Origin of the sequence: Kribbella sp. VKM Ac-2571 (assembly GCF_004362255.1) — a bacterium.
GTDB lineage: Bacteria > Actinomycetota > Actinomycetes > Propionibacteriales > Kribbellaceae > Kribbella > Kribbella pratensis.
Genome location: NZ_SNWS01000007.1, coordinates 148,498 through 169,553, shown reverse-complemented (window position 1 = coordinate 169,553; position 21,056 = coordinate 148,498). Strand labels below are relative to the sequence as shown.

At 69.0% G+C, this 21,056-nt stretch carries 23 protein-coding genes; 10 read left to right on the top strand and 13 right to left on the bottom strand.

The features are described from left to right. Positions 1-51 precede the first annotated feature (51 nt). Genes EV651_RS17485 through rimP form a run of 3 tightly spaced genes read right to left on the bottom strand, consistent with a single transcriptional unit; the run spans position 52 to position 2,019 of the window. On the bottom strand, positions 52-450 hold the full coding sequence (locus EV651_RS17485; protein WP_133786257.1) for a YlxR family protein: 399 nt from the start codon (positions 448-450) through the stop codon (positions 52-54). Positions 451-494: 44 nt separating this feature from the next. Further along, positions 495-1,487: a transcription termination factor NusA gene (gene nusA, locus EV651_RS17480; protein ID WP_133786256.1), complete on the bottom strand. Its 993-nt coding sequence runs from the start codon at positions 1,485-1,487 to the stop codon at positions 495-497. A 1-nt stretch (position 1,488) separates the two neighbouring features. Then, positions 1,489-2,019, bottom strand: coding sequence for a ribosome maturation factor RimP (rimP, locus tag EV651_RS17475; protein WP_238156983.1), 531 nt, complete (start codon positions 2,017-2,019; stop codon positions 1,489-1,491). Positions 2,020-2,169: 150 nt separating this feature from the next. Between rimP and EV651_RS17470 the strand changes: the two genes are divergently transcribed. Further along, complete coding sequence (locus EV651_RS17470) at positions 2,170-2,721, top strand: cell division protein FtsK (protein WP_133786254.1); 552 nt, start codon at positions 2,170-2,172, stop codon at positions 2,719-2,721. Beyond that, entirely contained in the window at positions 2,718-3,131 is a 414-nt protein-coding gene (locus EV651_RS17465) for a ferritin-like domain-containing protein (protein WP_133786253.1), read from the top strand. The genes EV651_RS17470 and EV651_RS17465 overlap by 4 nt, the downstream gene beginning before the upstream one ends. Here the strand turns inward: EV651_RS17465 and EV651_RS17460 are convergent. From EV651_RS17460 to hisD, 5 genes are all read right to left on the bottom strand, one after another. Further along, on the bottom strand, positions 3,128-4,531 hold the full coding sequence (locus EV651_RS17460) for an alkaline phosphatase PhoX (protein ID WP_133786252.1): 1,404 nt from the start codon (positions 4,529-4,531) through the stop codon (positions 3,128-3,130). The genes EV651_RS17465 and EV651_RS17460 overlap by 4 nt on opposite strands. A 252-nt stretch (positions 4,532-4,783) precedes the next feature. Further along, positions 4,784-5,425: an imidazole glycerol phosphate synthase subunit HisH gene (gene hisH / locus EV651_RS17455; RefSeq protein ID WP_133786251.1), complete on the bottom strand. Its 642-nt coding sequence runs from the start codon at positions 5,423-5,425 to the stop codon at positions 4,784-4,786. 10 nt (positions 5,426-5,435) lie between these two features. After that, positions 5,436-6,035 carry an imidazoleglycerol-phosphate dehydratase HisB gene (gene hisB / locus EV651_RS17450; RefSeq protein WP_133786250.1) on the bottom strand — a complete coding sequence of 200 codons (600 nt, stop codon included), beginning with the start codon at positions 6,033-6,035 and terminating at the stop codon, positions 5,436-5,438. Continuing rightward, positions 6,032-7,150: a histidinol-phosphate transaminase gene (locus tag EV651_RS17445; protein WP_133786249.1), complete on the bottom strand. Its 1,119-nt coding sequence runs from the start codon at positions 7,148-7,150 to the stop codon at positions 6,032-6,034. Before EV651_RS17445 ends, hisB begins: the two co-directional genes overlap by 4 nt. Then, positions 7,150-8,475, bottom strand: a complete 1,326-nt coding sequence (gene hisD / locus EV651_RS17440; RefSeq protein WP_133786248.1) for a histidinol dehydrogenase — start codon at positions 8,473-8,475, stop codon at positions 7,150-7,152. The genes EV651_RS17445 and hisD overlap by 1 nt, the downstream gene beginning before the upstream one ends. A gap of 124 nt (positions 8,476-8,599) precedes the next feature. Between hisD and EV651_RS17435 the strand changes: the two genes are divergently transcribed. The 4 genes from EV651_RS17435 (at position 8,600) to EV651_RS17420 (ending at position 10,749) form a co-directional block, all read left to right on the top strand. After that, positions 8,600-9,271 carry an LON peptidase substrate-binding domain-containing protein gene (locus EV651_RS17435; RefSeq protein ID WP_133786247.1) on the top strand — a complete coding sequence of 224 codons (672 nt, stop codon included), beginning with the start codon at positions 8,600-8,602 and terminating at the stop codon, positions 9,269-9,271. 61 nt (positions 9,272-9,332) lie between these two features. After that, positions 9,333-10,163 carry an SDR family NAD(P)-dependent oxidoreductase gene (locus EV651_RS17430; RefSeq protein WP_133786246.1) on the top strand — a complete coding sequence of 277 codons (831 nt, stop codon included), beginning with the start codon at positions 9,333-9,335 and terminating at the stop codon, positions 10,161-10,163. A gap of 24 nt (positions 10,164-10,187) precedes the next feature. Then, on the top strand, positions 10,188-10,436 hold the full coding sequence (locus tag EV651_RS17425; protein ID WP_133786245.1) for a ribbon-helix-helix domain-containing protein: 249 nt from the start codon (positions 10,188-10,190) through the stop codon (positions 10,434-10,436). A 10-nt stretch (positions 10,437-10,446) separates the two neighbouring features. After that, complete coding sequence (locus EV651_RS17420; RefSeq protein WP_130379809.1) at positions 10,447-10,749, top strand: type II toxin-antitoxin system PemK/MazF family toxin; 303 nt, start codon at positions 10,447-10,449, stop codon at positions 10,747-10,749. Here EV651_RS17420 and ilvD read toward each other — a convergent pair. Beyond that, positions 10,746-12,596 carry a dihydroxy-acid dehydratase gene (gene ilvD / locus EV651_RS17415; protein WP_133786244.1) on the bottom strand — a complete coding sequence of 617 codons (1,851 nt, stop codon included), beginning with the start codon at positions 12,594-12,596 and terminating at the stop codon, positions 10,746-10,748. The genes EV651_RS17420 and ilvD overlap by 4 nt on opposite strands. Before the next feature lie 123 nt (positions 12,597-12,719). Here ilvD and EV651_RS17410 point away from each other — a divergent pair, with 123 nt between their 5' ends. From EV651_RS17410 to EV651_RS17400, 3 genes are all read left to right on the top strand, one after another. Further along, positions 12,720-13,589 (top strand): helix-turn-helix domain-containing protein, encoded by an 870-nt coding sequence (locus EV651_RS17410; protein WP_133786243.1) that lies wholly within the window; start codon positions 12,720-12,722, stop codon positions 13,587-13,589. A gap of 10 nt (positions 13,590-13,599) precedes the next feature. Further along, positions 13,600-15,444, top strand: a complete 1,845-nt coding sequence (gene recQ, locus EV651_RS17405) for a DNA helicase RecQ (protein ID WP_133786242.1) — start codon at positions 13,600-13,602, stop codon at positions 15,442-15,444. Between the two features lie 79 nt (positions 15,445-15,523). Next, complete coding sequence (locus EV651_RS17400; RefSeq protein ID WP_133786241.1) at positions 15,524-16,093, top strand: dihydrofolate reductase family protein; 570 nt, start codon at positions 15,524-15,526, stop codon at positions 16,091-16,093. On the opposite strand, the gene EV651_RS17395 is transcribed toward EV651_RS17400, so the two are convergent. Beyond that, positions 16,094-16,963, bottom strand: a complete 870-nt coding sequence (locus EV651_RS17395) for a LysR family transcriptional regulator (RefSeq protein WP_133786240.1) — start codon at positions 16,961-16,963, stop codon at positions 16,094-16,096. A gap of 100 nt (positions 16,964-17,063) precedes the next feature. Between EV651_RS17395 and EV651_RS17390 the strand changes: the two genes are divergently transcribed. Continuing rightward, positions 17,064-17,765: an SDR family oxidoreductase gene (locus EV651_RS17390; RefSeq protein WP_133786239.1), complete on the top strand. Its 702-nt coding sequence runs from the start codon at positions 17,064-17,066 to the stop codon at positions 17,763-17,765. A gap of 1 nt (position 17,766) precedes the next feature. Here EV651_RS17390 and EV651_RS17385 read toward each other — a convergent pair whose 3' ends face one another. The 3 genes from EV651_RS17385 to EV651_RS17375 form a co-directional block, all read right to left on the bottom strand. Beyond that, positions 17,767-18,147, bottom strand: coding sequence for a VOC family protein (locus EV651_RS17385; RefSeq protein WP_133786238.1), 381 nt, complete (start codon positions 18,145-18,147; stop codon positions 17,767-17,769). 406 nt (positions 18,148-18,553) lie between these two features. Next, on the bottom strand, positions 18,554-20,362 hold the full coding sequence (locus EV651_RS17380) for a DUF3352 domain-containing protein (protein ID WP_133786237.1): 1,809 nt from the start codon (positions 20,360-20,362) through the stop codon (positions 18,554-18,556). Positions 20,363-20,409: 47 nt separating this feature from the next. Next, a complete protein-coding gene (locus tag EV651_RS17375; RefSeq protein ID WP_238156982.1) occupies positions 20,410-21,030 on the bottom strand; it encodes a hypothetical protein in 621 nt (206 codons plus the stop codon). Positions 21,031-21,056: the final 26 nt, after the last annotated feature.

Genomic DNA, 21,056 nt, shown 5'->3' with positions numbered 1-21,056 from the left:
CGAGCCTGGGGCGCGGACCGTTAGTTGACGTACATGCTCATCGCATTGCACTCATCGTTCGACACTCATCGAGTGGTCATGAGTCGATGACCCGCCTTCATGTCGGTCACGACGGTCCGGTCGGACCGCCGCGGACGGCCGGGTGGCCGCCTTTTGCACTGCTTCTTGCTTATCACGCTGCGCGACGTACTCCCGCAGCCCGGTCACGTCGAGCGGACCCTGGACCTTGAAGGCCCGCGGGAACGCCTTGCGCCGGACGGCCGACTCGAAGCACTCGATCGCCGGGTGCAGATGCGCCCCGCGGCCGGGTGCCCGACGATCGGGATCCGGAAGGACAAGTCCTTCGGACACCGTCATCCGCAGCAGATCAGTCGGACTGCACCGCCTCCGGCACCCGATACAGGTGCGCTCCCGGACCTTCTCAGGGCGCGCGTCTGCAGTTTCTGTCACAGTTCCTCGGGGTGTGGTGACGACTCAGTCGACCGACCGAGAGATCAGTCTACCTTCTCGCTCTCACCAGTCACATCGGTATCCGGCCGGATGTCGATCCGCCAGCCGGTGAGCCGGGCGGCGAGGCGGGCGTTCTGCCCTTCCTTGCCGATCGCCAGCGAGAGCTGGTAGTCGGGTACGACGACGCGCGCGGCACGGGCCGCGGCGTCCACCACCTCGACAGACGTAACCTGCGCCGGGGACAGCGCATTCCCGACGAAGGTCGCCGGATCGTCGCTGTGGTCGATGATGTCGATCTTCTCGCCGTGCAGCTCGTGCATGATGTTGCGCACCCGCTGACCCATCGGCCCGATGCACGCGCCCTTGCCGTTCACCGACGGGTTCAGGGTCCGTACGGCGATCTTGGTGCGGTGCCCCGCCTCGCGGGCAATCGCGGTGATCTCAACGGTGCCGTCGGCGATCTCCGGGACCTCCAGCGCGAACAGCTTCTTCACCAGGTTCGGGTGGGTACGGCTGACCGTGATCTGCGGTCCCTTGAAGCCCTTCCGGACGCCGACGACGTACACCCGCAGGCGGGAGCCGTGCTCGTACTTCTCCCCCGGCACCTGCTCGGGCGCCGGCAGCACGGCCTCGATCTTGCCGAGGTCGACCATCACCGACCGCGGGTCGCGGCCCTGCTGGACGACACCGGACACGATGTCGCCCTCCTTGCCGGAGAACTCGCCGTACCGCACCTCGTCCTCGGCGTCGCGCAGCCGCTGCAGGATGATCTGCTTGGCCGTGGTGGCGGCGATCCGGCCGAAGTCGGCGGGGGTGTCGTCGTACTCCCGGGCCAGGGTGCCGTCCTCGGCCAGCTCGCGGGCGAAGACGGTCACGTGCCCGGTCTTGCGGTCCAGCTCGGCGCGGGCGTGCTGCTGCGCGCCCTCGGTGCGGTGGTACGCGACCAGCAGCGCCTGCTCGATCGCCTCGACGACCACGTCCAGGGAGATGTCCTTCTCCCGTTCCAGCGACCGCAGCACGGCCATGTCGATGTCCATGTCAGTTCTCCTCCACCGTGCCGTCGGCAGGTGTTTCTGTTTCGTCGTTGCCGGCGGTCCGGTTGAACTCGATCTGGATCTTGGCCTTGGCCACGTCGGCGTACGCGACGCTCTGCCGCGTGCCGTCGACGTCCAGTTCGGCCGCCTCCTCGGAGGCGGACTTGATGCGGCCGGTCAGCTTCGTGTCGTCGGTCAGCGTGACCGCGACCAGCCGGCTGATGTTGCGGCGCCAGTGCCGGGGCAGGGTGAGCGGCCGGTCGACGCCGGGGCTGGAGACCTCCAGCGTGTAGGCGCCCTCGCCCATGATGTCGTCGGCGTCGAGCGCCTTGGAGATGGCCCGGGTCACTTCGGCGATGTCGTCCAGGCTGATGCCGCCGTCGCGGTCGACCAGGACGCGCAGCAGGCGGCGGCGCCCGGCCGGCGTGATGTCCGCGGCCTCCAGGTCGCAGCCGAACTGCTCGACGATCGGCCGCAGGAAATTCTCGAGGCTCGTGGTGTCCGTGTGGCTCGTGGGGCCCGGCTTTCGGCTCACAGGTTGACCTGCCTCTCTCCAGTTGTGCACCCGTTCGGCTCCCGGCGGTTCGGCCGAGAGCAGTAGCCCACCATATCCGCCCGGTGCTTCGATCCCGGTCATCGGCTCTCCGGAACCGGTCGTGGGCGCCTCACCGGGTATCGTTCCGCCGTGCCTGAACGCCGCCTCAGCCGACGTACCGTCTTCGTCACCGCCGCCCTCGTCCCGGGCGCGGTCGCGCTGGCCGGTTGCAAGGACGACGCCTCCGGGGCCGGTACGCCGGGAACGAACGGCGCCGTGAACGGCACGCCGACGTCACCGGGGCCGACCGGGGAGACACCGACCGTCGACCCGGCAGTCGTCGCGGCGCTCAGTACTGCGGCGACCCAGGTGACTCAATTGTCCCAGCTCTACGCAACCGCGAGCCGAAAGTTCCCGGCCTTGCGGGCGCAGCTCGCCGCGGGCGCGAAGTACCACGTGAGCCACTTGGCGAAGCTCAAGGAGACCCAGGGCGTCGCAGCCCAGGCGACCAGGTCCGCGGTCCCGGCGAGTGCGCAGGCCGCGCTGGCCGCCATCGCCAATCAGGAGAGGGCCGCCGCCGTCGCCCACGCGGCAGCCGCAGCCAAGCTGTCCGGCACCCCCGCCCGCCTGCTCGCCGAAATCGCCGCGTCCGAGACCCAGCTGTCCTCGACCCTCACACCCAAGAAGAAGGGCGCCCCATGAACCAGACGGAAGCCCTGCAGGCTGCGCTTGCTGGTGAGCATGCCGCGCTGTACGGCGTGGGCGTGGCCGGGGGGAAGCTCAGCGGGGCCAGGTTGCGGGATGCGACCGACACATTCGAGGTTCACCGCAACAACCGCGACCACCTGAGCGCGTTGCTGGTCGCCGCCGGCGAGACCCCGGTCGCGGCCGAACCGGCGTACGACCTCCCCCAGGTCGTGAGCAACACCGCCACGGCAACTGCTCTGGTGCTGCTGATCGAGCGCCGGATCGCCGCGGTGTACGGCGACCTCGTCGAGGCCGCCGAACAACCCGCGGTACGAACGTTCGCGATCGAGACCCTGCTCGGCTACGCGACCAGCCAACTCACCTGGGGCGGTACCCCGCTCCCCTTCCCGGGCGCGATCGCCTAACGCCTACGGCGCCAGGGGCCGGTGATCGCGTACGTGATGCCCGGTGTGTAGACGTTGAAGAACATCGTGCGGCCGTCGGCGGAGAAGCCGACGCCGGAGAGTTCGCCGTACTCCGGCTTTTCCGGGGTGCCGTTGTTGACGCGGTTGCGGGCGAACTTGAAGACCTGGCCGTCCTCCGTGGTGCCGAGGATGTGCTGCTCGCCGAGGCCGTCCTCGCACATCATCAGCCCGCCGTACGGCGACATCGTGATGTTGTCGGGGGCATCGAACTCGGGGTCGTCGGAGCCGGGCTTCGGGCGGGTGAAGATCACCTCGAGGCGGAGCGTCCGCTTCCGCGGGTCGAGCCGCCAGACCTGGCCGTCGTGGTCGACCTTCGGACCGAGCTCGGTCCGGGCGAACGACGACACGAAGTACACGCAGCGGTCCAGGTCACCCCACCAGCAGCCCTCGAGCTTGTAGCCGCCGGTGATCGGCTTGGCGTAGTCCTGCGCCCGGACCGATTCGGTCTTCGCCAGCGGATCCGGAACCGTCACCCACTGCACGTCGTGGAACTCGGCGCCGGCCTCCTGCACCACCGACAGGTCCGGCAAGCCCGGGATGTGCATCGCCTGCAGTTCACCACCGGCCCGCAGCGAGCCCCAGCCGCCGCGGGGACGGTTCGGCAGGAACCGGTAGAAGCAGCCGAGCGGCGCGACGAAGGCGTCCTCGGTCTCGTAGACGATCCCGGTCCGCGGGTCGATCGCGACGGCCTCGTGCTGGAAACGGCCCATCGCGGTCAGCGGATGAGGGTCGACGTTGCGGCGGTCGTCGTACGGGTCGACCTCGAAGATGAAGCCGTGGTCCTTGGTGTACCCGCTCTGTCCGGCCTTGAGCTCGGTCTCCTCGCAGGTCAGCCAGGTGCGCCAGGGCGTGTGGCCGCCGGAGCAGTTGATCGCCGTACCGCCGAGGCTGACGAACTCCTTCTTGGCGCCGTTCTGCCGGTCGACCACCAGCGTGCTGGTGCCGCCGGCCGCAGCCGGGTCGTAGGTCCGCTCGGCCGGGGCGACGACCTTGATCTTCGACGTCGGGCTGCACTCGTGGTTGCGGACCAGGCGGGAGCCGCCGTCGCGGTCCGGGAACACGCCCATACCGTCGAACCGGCTCGGGATCGGCAGCCCGTCCGGACGGACGGTGCCCTCGCGGGACAGGATCTTGTAGCTGAACCCGCGCGGCAGGTCGAGCATCCCGTCCGGGTCCTCGATCAGCGGTCCGTAGCCGATCTTCGGGCCGGACGTGCCGAGCGCGGGCTGTGCCGTGTAGAGCGCGTCGACCGAGCCGGCCACCGTGACCGCGACCCCGGCGGCCGCCGCGCGGCCGACGAACTGACGCCTGGACAGGGAACTGGACTGCGCTTCGGACATGGGCGGTCTCCTCGCTCGACGACAAGCAGTGGTGACCAGTGAACGTACGGTAAACAACAACCGAACGGCAACCGAACGAGTGTCAGAAGGTTTCTGGGGTTCCTGCGCCGTAGCGAGCAGGTGCTCGGCGGAGTGTCTCGGCGTGCTGGAGCGGAGGGTTCGATGTGGTTTCATCGTTCCCTTCGCTCCAGCGCGGCGAGGTGCCCGACGAGTGCCGCGCAGTAGGCGCAGGAACCCCAGACACCTTCCGGCTTACAAGGACCGCACCCAGTTCTCGAGCAGCGTCGCGCCGGCGTCACCGGACTTCTCCGGATGGAACTGGGTGGCGGACAGCGGGCCGTTCTCGACGGCGGCGACGAAACGATCAGCGCCGTACGTCGTCCACGTCACGAGCGGCGCGACCGGCTCGCGGGCGTCCAGCAGCTGCCACTCGCGAACGCCGTACGAATGGACGAAGTAGAACCGTTCCTTCTCGATGCCGTCGAACAGCTTCGTGCCGGACGGTACGTCGACGGTGTTCCAGCCCATGTGCGGGACCGGCTGGTCGTCCTTCGGCTGCAGGCGTTCGACGGTGCCGGGCCACTGCTCGCAGCCCTCGGTCTCGACACCGTGCTCGATACCGCGGGCGAACAGGATCTGCATGCCGACGCAGATCCCGAGCACCGGACGGCCGCCGGTCAGCCGGCGGTCGACCGCGATATCGCCGCGGACCGCCTTCAGGCCCGTCATACAGGCCTCGAAGGCACCCACACCCGGAACGAGCAGACCGTCCGCGTTGCAGGCCGCGTCGAAGTCGGCGGTCACCGTGACGTCGGCGCCGACGCGTTGCAGCGCCCGCTCCCCCGACCGGATGTTGCCGGAACCGTAGTCGAGTAGGACGACTTTCTTGCTCACAGTGCCGCCTTCACAGGGCGCCCTTGGTGGACGGGATGCCGGGCTGCCGCGGGTCCAGCTCGGCGGCGGCACGGAGAGCCCGGGCGAACGCCTTGAACTGCGCCTCGACGATGTGGTGCGGGTCGCGGCCGGACAGTACCCGGATGTGGACGCAGATCGCGGCGTTGAACGCGAGCGTCTCGAACACGTGCTGGGTCAGCGAACCGGCGTAGTCGCCGCCGATGATCGCGTACACCTGACCGTCCGGCTCGCCGGTGTGCACGCAGTACGGACGCCCGGACAGGTCGACCGTGCAGTGCACGAGCGCCTCGTCGAGCGGCACGGTCGCGTCGCCGAACCGGCGGATCCCGCGCTTGTCGCCGAGCGCCTCACGCAGCGCCTGACCGATCCCGATCGCGGTGTCCTCGACCGTGTGGTGCGCGTCGATCTCCAGGTCGCCGACCGTGTTCACGTGCAGGTCGAGCAGCGCGTGCTTGGCCAGCGCGTTGAGCATGTGGTCGTAGAACCCGACGCCTGTCGAGATGTCGGCCCGGCCTTCGCCGTCGAGGTTCAGCTCGACGAGGACCTTGGACTCGCTCGTCTCCCGGTCGATCCGGGCAGTCCGACTCATGTCAGCCTTCCTACGTCAGTCTTGAGGATGCGCTCCAGCGAAGCGCGGAACGCGGCCATCTCGTCGCCGGTGCCGATCGAGACCCGCAGCCAGCCGTTCGGACCGGTTTCCCGGATCAGTACGCCGTCGTCCAGCAACGCCTGCCAGACCGCGTGCCGATCCGCGAACGTACCGAACAGGACGAAGTTCGCGTCCGAGTCGACCGCCCGCAACCCCAGCGACCGCAGCCAGTCGACGGTCTCGTCCCGCTCCACCCGCAGTTGCTCGACCCGGCCGAGCAACTCGTCGGAGTGCCGCAACGCCGCCCGCGCGACCGCCTGGGTCACCGCGGACAGGTGGTACGGCAACCGAACGATCCGCAACGCGTCCACGAACTGCTTGCTCGCGGCAAGATATCCGACCCGCCCGCCCGCCATCGCGAACGCCTTCGACATCGTCCGCGCGACCGCGAGATTCGGGTACGACGGCAACAAGCTGACCGCACTGGGCGTGCCGGTGCGGCGGAACTCGGCGTACGCCTCGTCGACCACGACCACTGCACCCTGTGCGGCGGCCTGCGCGACGATCGCCTCGGTCACGTCGATCGGCAGCGCCGTCCCGGTCGGGTTGTTCGGCGAGGCGAGCAGCACCACCGAAGGTCGGTGCCGGGAGATCGCCGCGAGCGCCTTGCTCTTGTCCAGCGTGAAGTCCTCGGCGCGGCGGCCGGTGACCCAGGCGGTGTTCGTGTCCCGCGCGTACTCCGGATACATCGAGTACGTCGGCGCGAACGAGAGCGCCGTACGACCAGGACCGCCGAAGGCCTGCAGGATGTGCAGCATCACCTCGTTGGACCCGTTCGCCGCCCAGAGCTGCTCCGGCTCGAGGTGCGCGCCGGACTCACGCGCCAGGTACGCCGCGAGATCCGCACGGAGGCCGATGAACTCGCGGTCCGGGTAGCGGTTCATGCCACGGGCGGCCTCGGTGACCGCCGCGGCGATGTCTGCCACCGTCGCTTCGCTGGCCGGGTACGGGTTCTCGTTGACGTTCAGGAGCACAGGGACGTCGAGCTGCGGGGCGCCGTACGGCTCGAAGCTCTTCAGCTCCTCGCGGATCGGCAGCCCGTCGAATCGGCCCATCACCGCTCCCCTGGGAAGCGCACGGACACCGCGGCGCCGTGGGCAGGCAGGTCCTCGGCGTGCGCCAGCGTGACGACGTGACTGGCCACGTCGTGCAGTGCGTCGCGCGAGTAGTTGATCATGTGGACCGCCTTGAGGAAGCTGCGCACGGAGAGACCGGACGAGTGGCAGGCGCAACCGGCCGTCGGAAGGACGTGGTTCGAGCCGGCGCAGTAGTCGCCGAGCGACACCGGCGACCAGCTGCCGACGAAGATCGCGCCGGCGTTGGTGATCAGGCCGGCCCGCTCCTCGGCGTCCGCGGTCTGGATCTCCAGGTGCTCGGCGGCGTACGCGTCCACGACCGCAGTGCCCTGGTCGAGGTCGTCGACGAGCACCACAGCCGACTGCTGCCCCTTCAGCGCCTCCGTCACGCGGTCCTGGTGCTTGGTCTTCGGGACCTGGATCAGGAGCTCGGCCTCGACCGTAGCGACCAGCGACTCGCTCGGCGTGACCAGGACACTGGCGGCCATCGGGTCGTGCTCGGCCTGGCTGATCAGGTCGGCGGCAACGTGCTTGGGGTCGGCGGTGTCGTCGGCGAGGACCGCGATCTCGGTCGGGCCGGCCTCGGAGTCGATACCGACCTCACCCAGCAGGAACCGCTTGGCGGCGACCACGTAGATGTTGCCAGGGCCCGTGATCAGGTTGACCTTCTTGCAGCCGTCGAAGCCGTATGCGAACCCGGCGATCGCCTGCGCGCCGCCCATCGCGTACACCTCGTCGATCCCAAGAAGCGCACAGACCGCGAGCACCGTCGGGTGCGGCAGGCCGCCGAACTCCTTCTGCGGCGGTGAGGCAACAGCAAGCGACGGTACGCCGGCCACCTGAGCCGGAACGACGTTCATCAGCACACTCGACGCGAGCGGCGCACGGCCACCCGGGACATAGAGCCCCACGCGCTGGACCGGGACGAACCGCTGGGTCACCCGCCCGCCCGGCGCCGGCTCGGAGGCGATGTCGGCGGTGAGCTCGTCCTGGCTGACCTCGCGGACCCGGCGGATCGACTCCTCGAAGGCGCTGCGCACCTCCGGGTCGAGCTCCTCGAGCGCGGTCTTCAGCGCCTCGGCCGGGACCCGGATGTCCTCGACGCGCACATGGTCGAACTTCTCGCCGTACTCCCTGATCGCCTGGAGGCCGCGATGGCGGACGTCCAGGCAGATGGGTCGGACGACGTCGAGAGCCTTCTCGACGTCGAACACGGCTCGGGGAACGAGGGCATTCACTTCGGCTTGGAGGTCGAAGACCTCTCCGGCCGCCACTCGGCCCCGCAGGTCGACGCGGCGAATCATGGCGCCAGTCTAGTGGCGCGGCCCGGGCAGCCCCGCGCCATATCCACAGGTCGGCCCGTAAGCGACGCCGTACCCGCACTGTCACCGGCCGTGATCACGGGGTTCGTCCACTAGGCTCATTGGCATGGACTCCCGCCTGCCGTTGCTCACTGTCGACACGGTGATCTTTCCCGGCCTGGTGGTCTCGATTCCGGTGACCGATGTCCAGGGCCGTGCGGTGGTCCGGGATCTGGTCGAGAACGGCGGCGAACTGGTCTGCGGCGCGCTCGCGGTCCGGGACGGGTACGAGCTGGGCGAGCGGGTGTTCCGGTCGTTGTACGGGACCGGCTGCGCGGCGACGATCTCCGAGATCTCGCTGGACGCGGACGACGACGGACCGGTCGAGGTGACGCTCACCGGCAACCGCCGGTTCAAGGTGAGCGAGCTCGACGGCGGCGGCGACTACTTGGTCGCGGATGTGGAGTGGCTACCCGACGACCTGGGCGACGACCCGCTGGGTACGGCGACCATCGCGCTCGAGAGGTTCCGCAAGTACGCCGAGGCGGTCAGCGAGATCAGCCGCCCCGGCCTGCACCTCGGCGACCTCCCCGACGACCCCGGCACCCTGTCGTACCTGATGTCGGCCGCGATGAAACTCATGACCCCCGACCGCCAGAAGCTCCTCGAAGCCACCGATGTCACCACCCGCCTCGTCCAGCTGATCGCCCTCATCGACACCGAACTCTCCGCAATCGCGGCCCTCCCCTCCCTCCCCGCCACCGACCTCATCGCCTGGTCCGCCCTTTCCCCCAACTGACCTCGAGACAGATCGAACTGACACCGGCGTCACTAGACTGCGAACGAGGAGGGGGGAGCCTATGTATGTGCTGATTACGGGCGGTACCAACGGAATCGGGTTGGCGGGAGCTCGGGGCTTGGTGGAGCGCGGCGCCCGGGTCGGGCTGGTGGCTCGAGATCGCGGGAAGGCGGAGCGGGTCGCCGGCGAACTGGGTGGGACGGACGTGTTCGAGGCCGATCTGACGTCGCAGGCGTCGATCCGCGAGATGGCGGCGGACGTCGCGGAGCGGGCGCCGCTGATCGACGTACTGGTGAACAACGCCGGCGCGATGTTCGGGACGCATCAGGTGTCCGCCGAGGGCATCGAGCTGACGTGGGCCTTGAACGTGGTCGCGCCGTACCTGATCACGCGGCTGCTTGCCGATCGGCTGGCCGTCGGGGCCCGGGTGATCGGCACCGCGTCGGACGAGCACGAGAAGGCGAAACGGATCGACTTCGACGACCTGAGCGGTGAGCGCTTCTACTCGGGGTCGGCGCGGCTGGCCGGCGGTTCGCTGCGGCGGTACGGCGAGACCAAGCTCGCACTGATCCTGCTGAGCGCAGAGTTGGCGCGGCGGATGCCGGAGATCCACACGTACACGTTCGAGCCAGGGCTGGTCGCGACCGGGTTCAACACCAACAACGGCCGGCTGATGAAGCTGATGATGGCGATGACCAAGCCGTTCGCGCGGACCCCGGAGCAGGGCGCCGAGACGCTGCTCTGGCTGGCCACCTCACCGGAGGTCGCGAACGAATCGGGGTACTACTACTCGCGCGAACGACGTACCGATCCCTCCCCCGCGGCGCAGGACCGGGACGCGGCCGAGCGGCTGTGGACAACCTTGGCCGCGCAGACGACGCTACCGATCTGAATCCCAGAGCGGTATGGTAATGGTATGAGCAAGCAGATCACTGTTCGGTTGCCGGACGAGTTGGTCGACTTCATGGATGAGCTCGTCGCAACCGACAAGGCGACGAGCCGCGCCTCTGTGGTCGCCCGGGCGATGGTGCGTGAGCGACGCCGCGAGTTGGCCGCCCGCGATCTCGCCATTCTGGCTGAGCACAACACTGAGGACGGTGAGTACGCCGACCTCGACGGCCTCGCCTCCGCGGCCGCGGGCACCGTGCTCAGCGACCTCGACTGAGTACGACGTCGTGCGTCCACTGCACATCGCCCGGCTCGACAAGCCCCGGCCGGTCGTCGTGCTGACCCGTGAACTGATCCGCCCGCGCCTCACCAACGTGACGGTCGCCCCGATCACGAGCACGATCCGCGGCCTGTCCACCGAGGTCCTGGTCGGCCCTGACAACGGCCTCGATCACCCCAGCGCGATCTCCTGCGACAACATCCAGACCATCCCGAAGTCGCAGCTCGGGCGCCTGATCGGCTACCTCCACCCCGACCAGGAACCCGCCCTGGCCGAGGCGATCAACCTCGCGTTCGACCTCGAGTTCTAGCCGAGCTTGCTGACGTCCCGCACGGCGCCCTTGTCGGCGCTGGTGGCCATGGCGGCGTAGGCGCGCAGGGCGGTTGTCACCTTGCGGTCGCGGTTCTTCGGGGCGTAGACACCGCCGAGTGCCGCCTCGCGCGCGGCCAGTTCGTCGTCGTCGACCAGCAGCTCGATCGAGCGGTTCGGGATGTCGATCTTGATCCGGTCGCCGTCCTGGACCAGCGCGATCGTCCCGCCGGACGCCGCCTCGGGTGACACGTGCCCGATCGAGAGTCCCGACGTACCGCCGGAGAAGCGGCCGTCGGTGACGAGCGCGCAGACCTTGCCGAGACCACGGCCCTTGAGGAACGACGTCGGGTACAGCATCTCCTGCATGCCCGGACCGCCCTTCGGGCCCTCGTAGCGGATCACGACGACGTCGCCCGGCTGGATCTGCTTGGCCAGGATCTTCTCGACGGCCTCCTCCTGCGACTCACACACCACCGCGGGACCCTCGAAGGTCCAGATCGACTCGTCCACGCCGGCGGTCTTCACGACGCAGCCGTCGACAGCCAGGTTGCCCTTCAGGACGCCGAGACCGCCGTCCTTGGAGTACGCGTGCTCCAGATCCCGGATGCAGCCGTTCGCCGCGTCGTCGTCCAGCGTCTCCCACCGCTCCGACTGCGAGAACGCGGTCGCGGACCGCTTGCAGCCCGGCGCCGCGTGCCACAGCTCGACGGCCTCCGGCGACGGCGATCCGCCGCGCAGGTCCCACGTCTTCAGCCACTCGTCGATCGAGTCGCTGTGCACGGTGTGGATGTTCTCGTTCAGCAGGCCGGCGCGGTGCAGCTCACCGAGGATGGCGGGGATGCCGCCGGCGCGGTGCACGTCCTCCATGTAGTACGTGCCCTGCGGCGCGACGTTCGGCGCGACCTTCGCCAGGCACGGGACCTTCCGCGAGACCGCGTTGATGTCGTCCAGGTCGAAGTCGACCTCTGCCTCCTGGGCGGCCGCGAGCAGGTGCAGGATCGTGTTGGTCGATCCGCCCATCGCGATGTCCAGGGCCATCGCGTTCCCGAACGCTTCCTTGGAGGCGACGTTCCGCGGCAGCACGGTGGCGTCGTCGTTGTCGTAGTACCGCTTGGTGATCCGTACGACGGTCTCGCCGGCCTTCTCGTACAGCGCCTTGCGGGCGGTGTGGGTGGCCAGCACGGAGCCGTTGCCCGGCAGCGAGAGGCCGATCGCCTCGGTCAGGCAGTTCATCGAGTTCGCGGTGAACATGCCGGAACAGGAACCGCAGGTCGGGCAGGCGTTCTCCTCGATCCGCAGGATGTCGGCGTCGGAGACGTTCTCGTTGACGGCTTCGGACATCGCGTCGATCAGGTCGAGCTTGCGGACCGTGCCGTCCACGAGCGTCGCCCGGCCGGCCTCCATCGGGCCGCCGGAGACGAACACGGTCGGGATGTTCAGCCGGAGCGCCGCCATCAGCATGCCGGGCGTGATCTTGTCGCAGTTCGAGATGCACACCAGCGCGTCCGCGCAGTGCGCCTCGACCATGTACTCGACGGAGTCCGCGATCAGGTCCCGGGACGGCAGGCTGTAGAGCATGCCGCCGTGGCCCATCGCGATCCCGTCGTCGACCGCGATCGTGTTGAACTCGCGGGCGATCCCGCCGGCCGCGTGGATCGCCTCGGACACGATCCGGCCGACCGGCGCGAGGTGCGTGTGGCCGGGGACGAACTCGGTGAAGCTGTTCGCCACCGCGATGATCGGCTTCCCGAAGTCCTCCCGGGCTACCCCGGAGGCCTGCATGAGCGCGCGGGCGCCCGCCATGTTGCGGCCGTGGGTGACAGTGCGGGACCTGAGAGCAGGCACGACGACATTCTCCTCGCTACGTGTACGTACCTGCCGATACTGCCACGCTCGTCCGGATGGCGGTACGCGGGTCCCGGATCCTGGAGACCCGGTTGTGTCCATGGACAGCTCTAGTCTGGATCCATGGCCGGCATGTCGCACCGCACGCGTCCGTTGCACGCTGCGCTGCGCCCGTACGTCGGTGACGTCATCGGCTATGCGTACGACGCAGATCCCCCGGACCTGCACCGTGGTCTGCCCTCGCGCTACCTGACACTCGTCGTCACGCTCGACGAGCCGCTGGGCGTCGCGTGGCCGGGCGGTCCGGTGGAGAAGTACGACGCGATGATCGGCGGGCTGCACTCCACCGCCGTGCAGATCGGTCAGACGCCCAGCCGGGCCGGTGTGCAGCTCTCACTCGCTCCCGCGGCCGCACGCGTGCTGTTCGGGCTGCCACCGGCTCAGCTCGCGTCGGAGGTCGTAGGACTCGACGAGGTGCTCGGGCGACCAGCCCGCGAGCTGACCGAGCAGCTGCGTACGGAGACGAGCTGGTCGACCCGGTTCGACGTGCTCGAGGACATGTTGCTCCGGCGGCTCGGTGCGCGCCCGCGCGGTGCGATTCATCCGGAGCTCGATTGGGCGTGGCAGCGTCTGTGCGCATCGAGGGGCGCAATCGGCGTACAGGAGCTGGCGACCGAGGTCGGTTGGAGCCGGCGACACCTCACCGACCGGTTCGCGTCCGAGTTCGGCCTGCCGCCCAAGGTCACGTCCCGGGTGCTGCGCTTCGAGCGCGTCACCAGCTACCTGCGCCGGCACCCGCGCACCCGGCTGTCCGAGCTGTCGGCCGCCGCCGGGTACGCCGACCAGTCGCATCTGACCCGCGAGTTCCGGGCGATCGCGGGCTGCTCGCCGCGGCAGTGGATGACCGAGGAACTCCCGGCCCTGCCGGCCGATTTCACCCGTAATCCACAGGGTCCGGCGATCGCCCCAGCATCGCCGGCGCGATCTCACTAAACTCCCCGAGGTGAGCGAGACGACCGAGCTGCCCGATTCCGAAGCCCTTCAGGTCCTCCGGCGGGTGTTCGGGTACGAATCCTTCCGCGGTGAGCAGGCCGACATCATCGACACCGTCGTCGCGGGCGGTGACGCCCTGGTGCTGATGCCGACCGGCGGCGGCAAGTCGCTGTGCTACCAGATCCCGTCGCTGGTCCGGTCCGGCGTCGGCGTGGTGATCTCGCCGCTGATCGCGTTGATGCAGGACCAGGTGGACGCGCTGACGGCGCTCGGCGTACGGGCGGGATTCCTGAACTCCACGCAGGACTTCGAGCAGCGGCGTGAGGTCGAGCAGGCGTTCCTGGCCGGAGAGCTCGACCTGCTGTACCTGGCACCCGAGCGGTTGCGGGTCGAGGCGACCGTGCGGCTGCTCGACCAGGGCAAGATCGCGTTGTTCGCGATCGACGAGGCGCACTGCGTGTCGCAATGGGGCCACGACTTCCGGCCCGACTACCTCATGCTGTCCGAGCTGCACGAGCGCTGGCCCGACGTACCGCGGATCGCGTTGACCGCGACGGCAACCGAGGCGACCCATCAGGAGATCGCGACCCGGCTGAAGCTCGATGAGGCGAAGCATTTCGTCGCGAGCTTCGACCGGCCGAACATCCAGTACCGGATCGTCCCGAAGGACAACCCGCAGCGGCAGCTGCTCGACCTGCTCCGCACCGAGCACGCCGGCGACGCGGGCATCGTGTACTGCCTGTCCCGCAACAGCGTCGAGAAGACCGCGGCCTTCCTGACCCAGAACGGGATCGAGGCCGTGCCGTACCACGCCGGCCTGGACAGCAGGACCCGAGCGACGAACCAGGCGCGGTTCCTGCGCGAGGACGGGCTGGTCGTGGTGGCGACGATCGCGTTCGGGATGGGGATCGACAAGCCGGACGTCCGGTTCGTCGCGCATCTCGATCTGCCGAAGTCGGTCGAGGGGTACTACCAGGAGACCGGTCGCGCGGGCCGCGACGGGCTGCCCTCGACCGCGTGGCTGGCCTACGGGCTGCAGGACGTCGTACAGCAGCGGAAGATGATCGACACGTCCGAGGGTGACCTCGCGCACCGTCGGCGGCTGAGTTCGCATCTCGACGCAATGCTGGCGTTGTGCGAGACCGTGCACTGCCGGCGGTCGCAGCTCCTGGCGTACTTCGGTCAGCAGGGCGACACCTGCGGGAACTGCGACACCTGCCTGATGCCGCCGGAGTCCTGGGACGGGACGATCGCGGCGCAGAAGCTGCTGTCCACGGTGTACCGGCTGCAGCACGAGCGCGGGCAGAAGTTCGGGGCCGGGCAGCTGATCGACATCCTGCTCGGCAAGCAGACCGAGAAGGTCAAGCAGTTCCGGCACGACCAGCTGACGGTGTTCGGGATCGGCACCGAGCTGAAGGACGCCGAGTGGCGCGGCGTGATCCGGCAGCTGCTCGCGCTGCGGTTGCTCGCCGTCGAGGGCGACTACGGCACGCTCGTGCTGACCGAGGAGAGCGGCGAGGTGCTCGGCAAGCGGCGCGAGGTGATGATGCGCCGCGAGCCCGAACGGGTCCGGTCGTCCAGTAGGTCGTCGGGTAGGTCGTCGGGCGGGAAGAAGGCGGCGGCCGATCTGCCACCGGAGGCGGCGCCGGTGTTCGAGCGGTTGCGCGCGTGGCGGGCGGCCGTGGCCAAGGAGCAGGGCGTCCCGGCGTACGTCATCTTCCACGACGCGACGCTGCGGCAGATCGCGACCGACCAGCCGTCGTCATTGGCCGAGCTGGGCACGATCAGCGGCATCGGCGAGAACAAGCTGACCAAGTACGGCGACGGTGTACTGGAGACATTGGCCGCGCAGTGATGTCGAATCTCGCCTGGAGTCTTCGACGCGAAGACAGACGCGCGGACAGACCGCGCCACTGGAGCGAGGGAGAAAGCTCATGTCCTCATCTGTGCTGTTGATGTCGATGTCCGCCGACGGCTACATCGCCGGGCCGGACGACCGGCCCGGCAACCCCGGCGGCGACGACTTCATGCGGTTGCACGAGTGGTACCTGAACGCGGACGGCGAGGTGGACCGCCCGGACGGTGAGCCCGGTGAGATCTGGGACGAGATGCATTCCACGGGCGCGGTCCTGGTCGGCCGTCGTACGGCGGAGCAGGTCGACTACTACGGCGGCAACCACCACGGCGTACCGATCTTCGTCCTCAGCCGCGACCCGTCACCGGTCGACTACGAGAACGTCCACGTCGTCGACGACATCGAGACCGCGATGGCGCAGGCCAAGGCCGCGGCCGGCGACAAGGACGTGCTGGTCCACGGCGCGGTCACCGCACAACTGGCGCTGGCGGCCGGGGTCCTCGACGAGCTGCAGCTCAGCCAGGTGCCGGTCCTGTTCGGCAGCGGCCTACGACTGTTCGACGTACTCCCCGAACGCGTCGAGCTCGAGATCGTCCGGGTAATCGACACTCCGCAAGCAACCCACCTGCGCTACCGGGTCCGACGCTGATCAAGGCGTCCAGCTCACCGAGGTGGCCAGGGTGGCGAAGTCCTGGATGAAACGGGAGCGCCTAGTGGCGATCCACGCGAGGCAGACCGTGTTCGGGGCGAGGTTGTCGACGGGGACCGTGACGATGTCGGGGCGCTGGTAGAAGGCGGCTACGGACAGCGGGACGATCGAGATGCCGTGGCCCGCGGCGACGTGTTCGAGTTTCTCCTCGACGCTGCGCAGGACGGGGACCGGCTTCGCCGTACGAGTGCGGAGCTCGACGGCGATGTCACGCCATTCCGGTACGGCGTCGGGGTCCTGCAGCAGGTGCTCGCCGGCGAGGTCGGTGATGTCGATGACGGGCTTGCCGGCCAGGCGATGATCGGCCGGCAGCGTGGCGACCCGTGGCTCCTCGAACAGCGGGCGAACGGTCAGCCCGGCCTGATCGATCGGCAGCCGGACGATGCTCACGTCGACGCGCCCGTCGTGCAGTACGTCGACCTGGTCGTCCCACGTGGTCCGGATCAGCTCGATCTCGAGGTCGGGGTGCGTCATACCGAATGCGCGGACCGCTTCGGTCACGGTGAGCCCCGGCATGAAGCCGATCGTGAACGTCTTCGAACCGCGCGCGGCGAGCGCCACCCTGCGCCGGGTCGCGTCGGCGGCTGCCAGCAGCGGACGGGCGTCGTCGAGCAGTTGGCGACCGGCCGCCGTCAGCTCGGTGGTTCGTTTGGTGCGCACGAACAACTGGGCCCGGACCTCGTCCTCGAGTGCGCGGATCTGCCGGGACAGCACGGGCTGCGCGATGTGCAGCCGCTCGGCCGCGCGTCCGAAGTGCAGTTCCTCGGCCACGGCCACGAAGTACCGGAGTTTGCGGAGATCGAGATCCATAATACCTTCAGGGTATTACAGCGACCGGAACAGGTCTTGGACGCGGTCCCCGGACGGCCGCATCGTGGGAAGCGAAATCCCAACCACGAAAGGCAGTTCCGTGACTCTGCAGGACCAACGCGTCGTCGTCCTCGGTGGTACGTCGGGGATCGGACTCGCGACCGCTCGACTCGCCGCAGCCCAGGGCGCGACCGTGATCGTTGCCTCCAGCAACTCGGAGTCGGTGCGGAAGGCGCTGGCGACCTTCCCCGGCTCGGCCACCGGCGCCGCCGTCGACCTCACCGACTCCGCGGCCGTGGCGGCGTTCTTCGCCGGGCTGGATCCGTTCGACCATCTCGTCTTCACGGCCGGCGAGGCGTTGACGTTGCTCGAGGTCGGCACGATGGACCTCGCCCAGGCGCGTTCCGCTTTCGAGCTGCGGTACTTCGGCGCGCTCGGTGCCGTGAGTGCCGCCGTACCGAAGCTTCGCCCAGGCGGTTCCGTCGTACTCACGACCGGCGCCGCCGCGGACCGGCCCGGCCCCGGCTGGTCGGTCGCCGCGAGTATCTGCGGCGCGATGGACTCCCTCGTCCGCGCCCTCGCGGTCGAGCTCGCCCCGTTGCGCGTCAACGCCGTCAAACCCGGTGTCGTCCGTACGCCGTTGTGGCGCGGCGCCCTCGACTACGACGAGACCGCCCAGCAGCTCCCGGTCGGCCGCGTCGGTGAGCCCGAGGACATCGCCGCCGCCTACGTCTACCTGATGAACCAGCCGTACGCGACCGGCTCGATCGTCAGCGTGGACGGCGGACACGTCCTCGTCTGAGTCAGGCCTGGGAGATGTAGAGGCGGTTCCCGTCGGGGTCGCGGAGGCTGAACATCGGCGGGACGCCCGGCCACTCGAGCAGTTCGTCGGTGTCGACGCCGGCGCCGAGGAAGTGCTCGTGGGCCGCGTTCGCGTCCGGGCTGGCCATCCGGATGCCGGTGTCGACGCCGGCCGGGTTGCCCTCACTCGCCGGCACCAGCGCGATACTCCCCGTCGAGCCGGCCGAGCCCGCCGGCGCGACCGTGATCCACCGGCCACCGAACTGCGGCAGCGGCGCATCGATCCGCACCTCGAACCCCAGGGTCTCGGTGTAGAACGCCACCGCCCGGTCCTGATCGGTCACCGGAACGCCGACGGCCATGATCCCGCTGATGTGGTTCATCCTGATTCTCCTTCTTCGTGAAGAGGTGCTTTCACTGAGGAGGTAGAACCCGATCCGCGGTTTTCGACATCACCCGGCGAGAAATCTCGCGCAGGTCGTTCTCCAGCTCTGCCTCAACCACACCTCCCCCCGGTCCGAGCAAGAGAGAACCCCCTCGTGTTGAGGGTTCTTGCTGGTGTGCGAGGGGATATCCGGCTGTCCTGCCCGATGTGTGGCTGGTGATCAGCCCGCTCCGGGGTCATGCGACAGGTACTCGTGGGTCGGAACCTGGTATTTCCTGTCCCCAGTCACCAGCGTCTGTCCCCACTCCCCGCCGCCTGTCCCCACTCCCCCGCCGTCCAAGAAGCCCCGGACCTCCCGTGGTCAGGCGGGCCGGGGCTTCTTGCACAGCGTGCTTACTGGGTGACTACTTCGCGACTACTCGCAGGCTGATCTCCGCCTCGCCGTCGCCGGTGGAGCGGGTGACGATGCCGGCCGAGCGGAGCGCGGCCAGGTCCTTGTCGTCGGAGAACCGGTCGCTGACCGAGCCGGCCGCCTCGAAGTCGACGTACCCGATCATCACCGCGCCCTTGGTGTCGGGCAGCGCCTGCTTGAAGTTCTCGGTCTGACCGAGATTGCCGCCCTTGAGCACCTGCTCGGCGTAGTCCTTGCTGGTCGAGACGACGAGCGTGTCGTCGTCCTTCGCGGTCTCGATCGGGACGTTGGCCGACGAACGCTCCCGCAGCAGCGTGGTCAGCTTCTGCACCACCGGCTCGGCCTTCGCCGGGTCGGTCTCCATCCGGGCCGCGACCTTCGGGCCGTTCGCGGTGTCCTTGTCGATCGAGACCGACAGGTTCTTGCCCGCGAGGCTCTTCAGGTCGTCCGGCAGCTTCAGACCGGTCTGCTCGGCGATCTCGTCGATCATCGGCTGGAGCTTGTCGCCGCCCGCCTTCTGCACCTGCGCCCAGGCGGTGTCGATCAGGTTCTCGCCACCGGAGATCGCGATCGCGCCCGCCGTACTGTCCGGCAGCTTCGTGACCAGGTCGCCGGCGTCGGCAGCACCGACCTTGACGCTCTTGTCGCCGTGCGCGATGCCCTTGAGCTCGACGTACGACGCGTCGAACCGCAGCGCCACCGCGGCGCTGGCGTCATCGAGGCCAGACAGCTGACCGGAGTCGACCTTGCCGCTGATCGAGGCCAGGCCCTTGGCGTCCGCCCAGCCCGAGATGAAGCCCTGCTCGCCGAGCTTGTCCATGTCCGCGCTGAACTTGGCGTTCTTGCTCAACGGGTTGTCCTTCGCCGCGGCGATCGCCGAGTCGACGGTCGCCTGGTCCTCGGACAGCAGCATGTAGCCGTTGCTGAACGCGCGACCGGGCTTCTTGTCCTCGTTCGCCAGCAGCTTGTCCATGCCCTTGGTCGCGGCGTCCTGGTCCTTGACCTGAACCGCGACCACCGGAACCGGGTCGTCCTTGCCTTCGGCCGGCGGCAGCGCGGCGAAACCGGCGCGGTCACCCAGCCACGGTTTGATGTCCTTGGCGTAGTCGACGTCGGCGAGGTCGTCGCCCGCGGACTTCTTGATCTGCTCGAACAGCTTCTGCTTCAGGTCGTCCTGGTCGCTGGTGAGGCCGAGGTTGTTCTTCACCGACGGGAACTTCATCATGAACCGGAGAGCCGCGACCTTCTGACCGGCAGACGGGTTCAGATCCACCCGGACGTACCCGACCGCGGTGCCCGGCAGCACGTCGGACGGCTGCTTACCGCCGCCGCCGAGCTTGCCGTAGGCAAAGATCCCGCCGCCCGCGACCACCAGCACCATCGCCAGTGCGGCGACGATCGGGATCAGCTTGCCGCGCTTCTTCTTCGGCTCCGGCTGCCACTGCGGCGGCCCGCCGAACCCGGGGCCTTGCGGCGGCTGCCCGCCGACATGCATCTGCTCGTACGACGCCTGACCCGGCTGACTCGGCTGACCCGGCTGGCCGTAACCACCCTGGCCGTACGGCGCACCGTGCTGGGGACCTTGAGGGCCTTGCGGACCGCCGTACTGCGGGCCGCCCTGCTGTGGACCACCGTACTGCTGGCCCTGCTGCGGGTAACCCTGCTGACCCGGGTGCGAGCCCTGCTGGCCCTGCTGCGGCCAGAGGTTCTGCCCCTGCGGGTTCTGACCCTGCGGCGGACCGTACTGCGGCTGCTGACCGCCGGCACCTGGGTAGGTGGGTGGTTGGTTCTGGTCGGACATATGCTCCCTCGCTGGCTCCGGTGGCCTCACCGCCGGACCTGCAAAGGCTAGTGGACCGGCGGTCCAGAGTCGGACGCAGCAGGTTGCGAAGTGGTTGCAACCGGATCCGCGCGCCAGGTGGTGGCCGCGATGATCGCGCAGGCCAGCGCGGCGCCGACCAGCCAGGAGGCCGCCGGAGTCCAGGTGTGCAGTTCCAGTGGGGCCGCGACGAGGTCACCCGGGTGGGCGGCCCGCAGCCGCGGCTCGAGCGGGTCGTGCCCAAGCAGCATGCCGACACCCCACGACACGCCGGCACCAAGACACGCGCCGAGCGTGACGATCGCAACGGACCACGGCCCGTAGTTGCGCAGCCACCAGAACAGCGCGGCGCCGAGCACCACAGCCGCCACGAACCCGATCGCGGTGAACGTCCCGTCCGGCCCGAAGATCCGGGTCATCTGCTCCTCGCCGAGTGCACCGCCCCGCTCGTCCACGGTGTACTGCGCCAACGGCGAGAACTGCTGCCACCCCCACCCGGCCACCACTCCCGCGACCAGGAACACCACCACAGTCACCAGAACCGCCTTGGCCCACGGCAACCGGGCCTCCTCCACCGCCGATCCCCCGAACGGGTTCAACGACGGCGGGGCCAAGTACGGCGACGACTGGGACGGGTCCGGTTGACTCACGACGCCAGTGTGACGCATGGATTCCA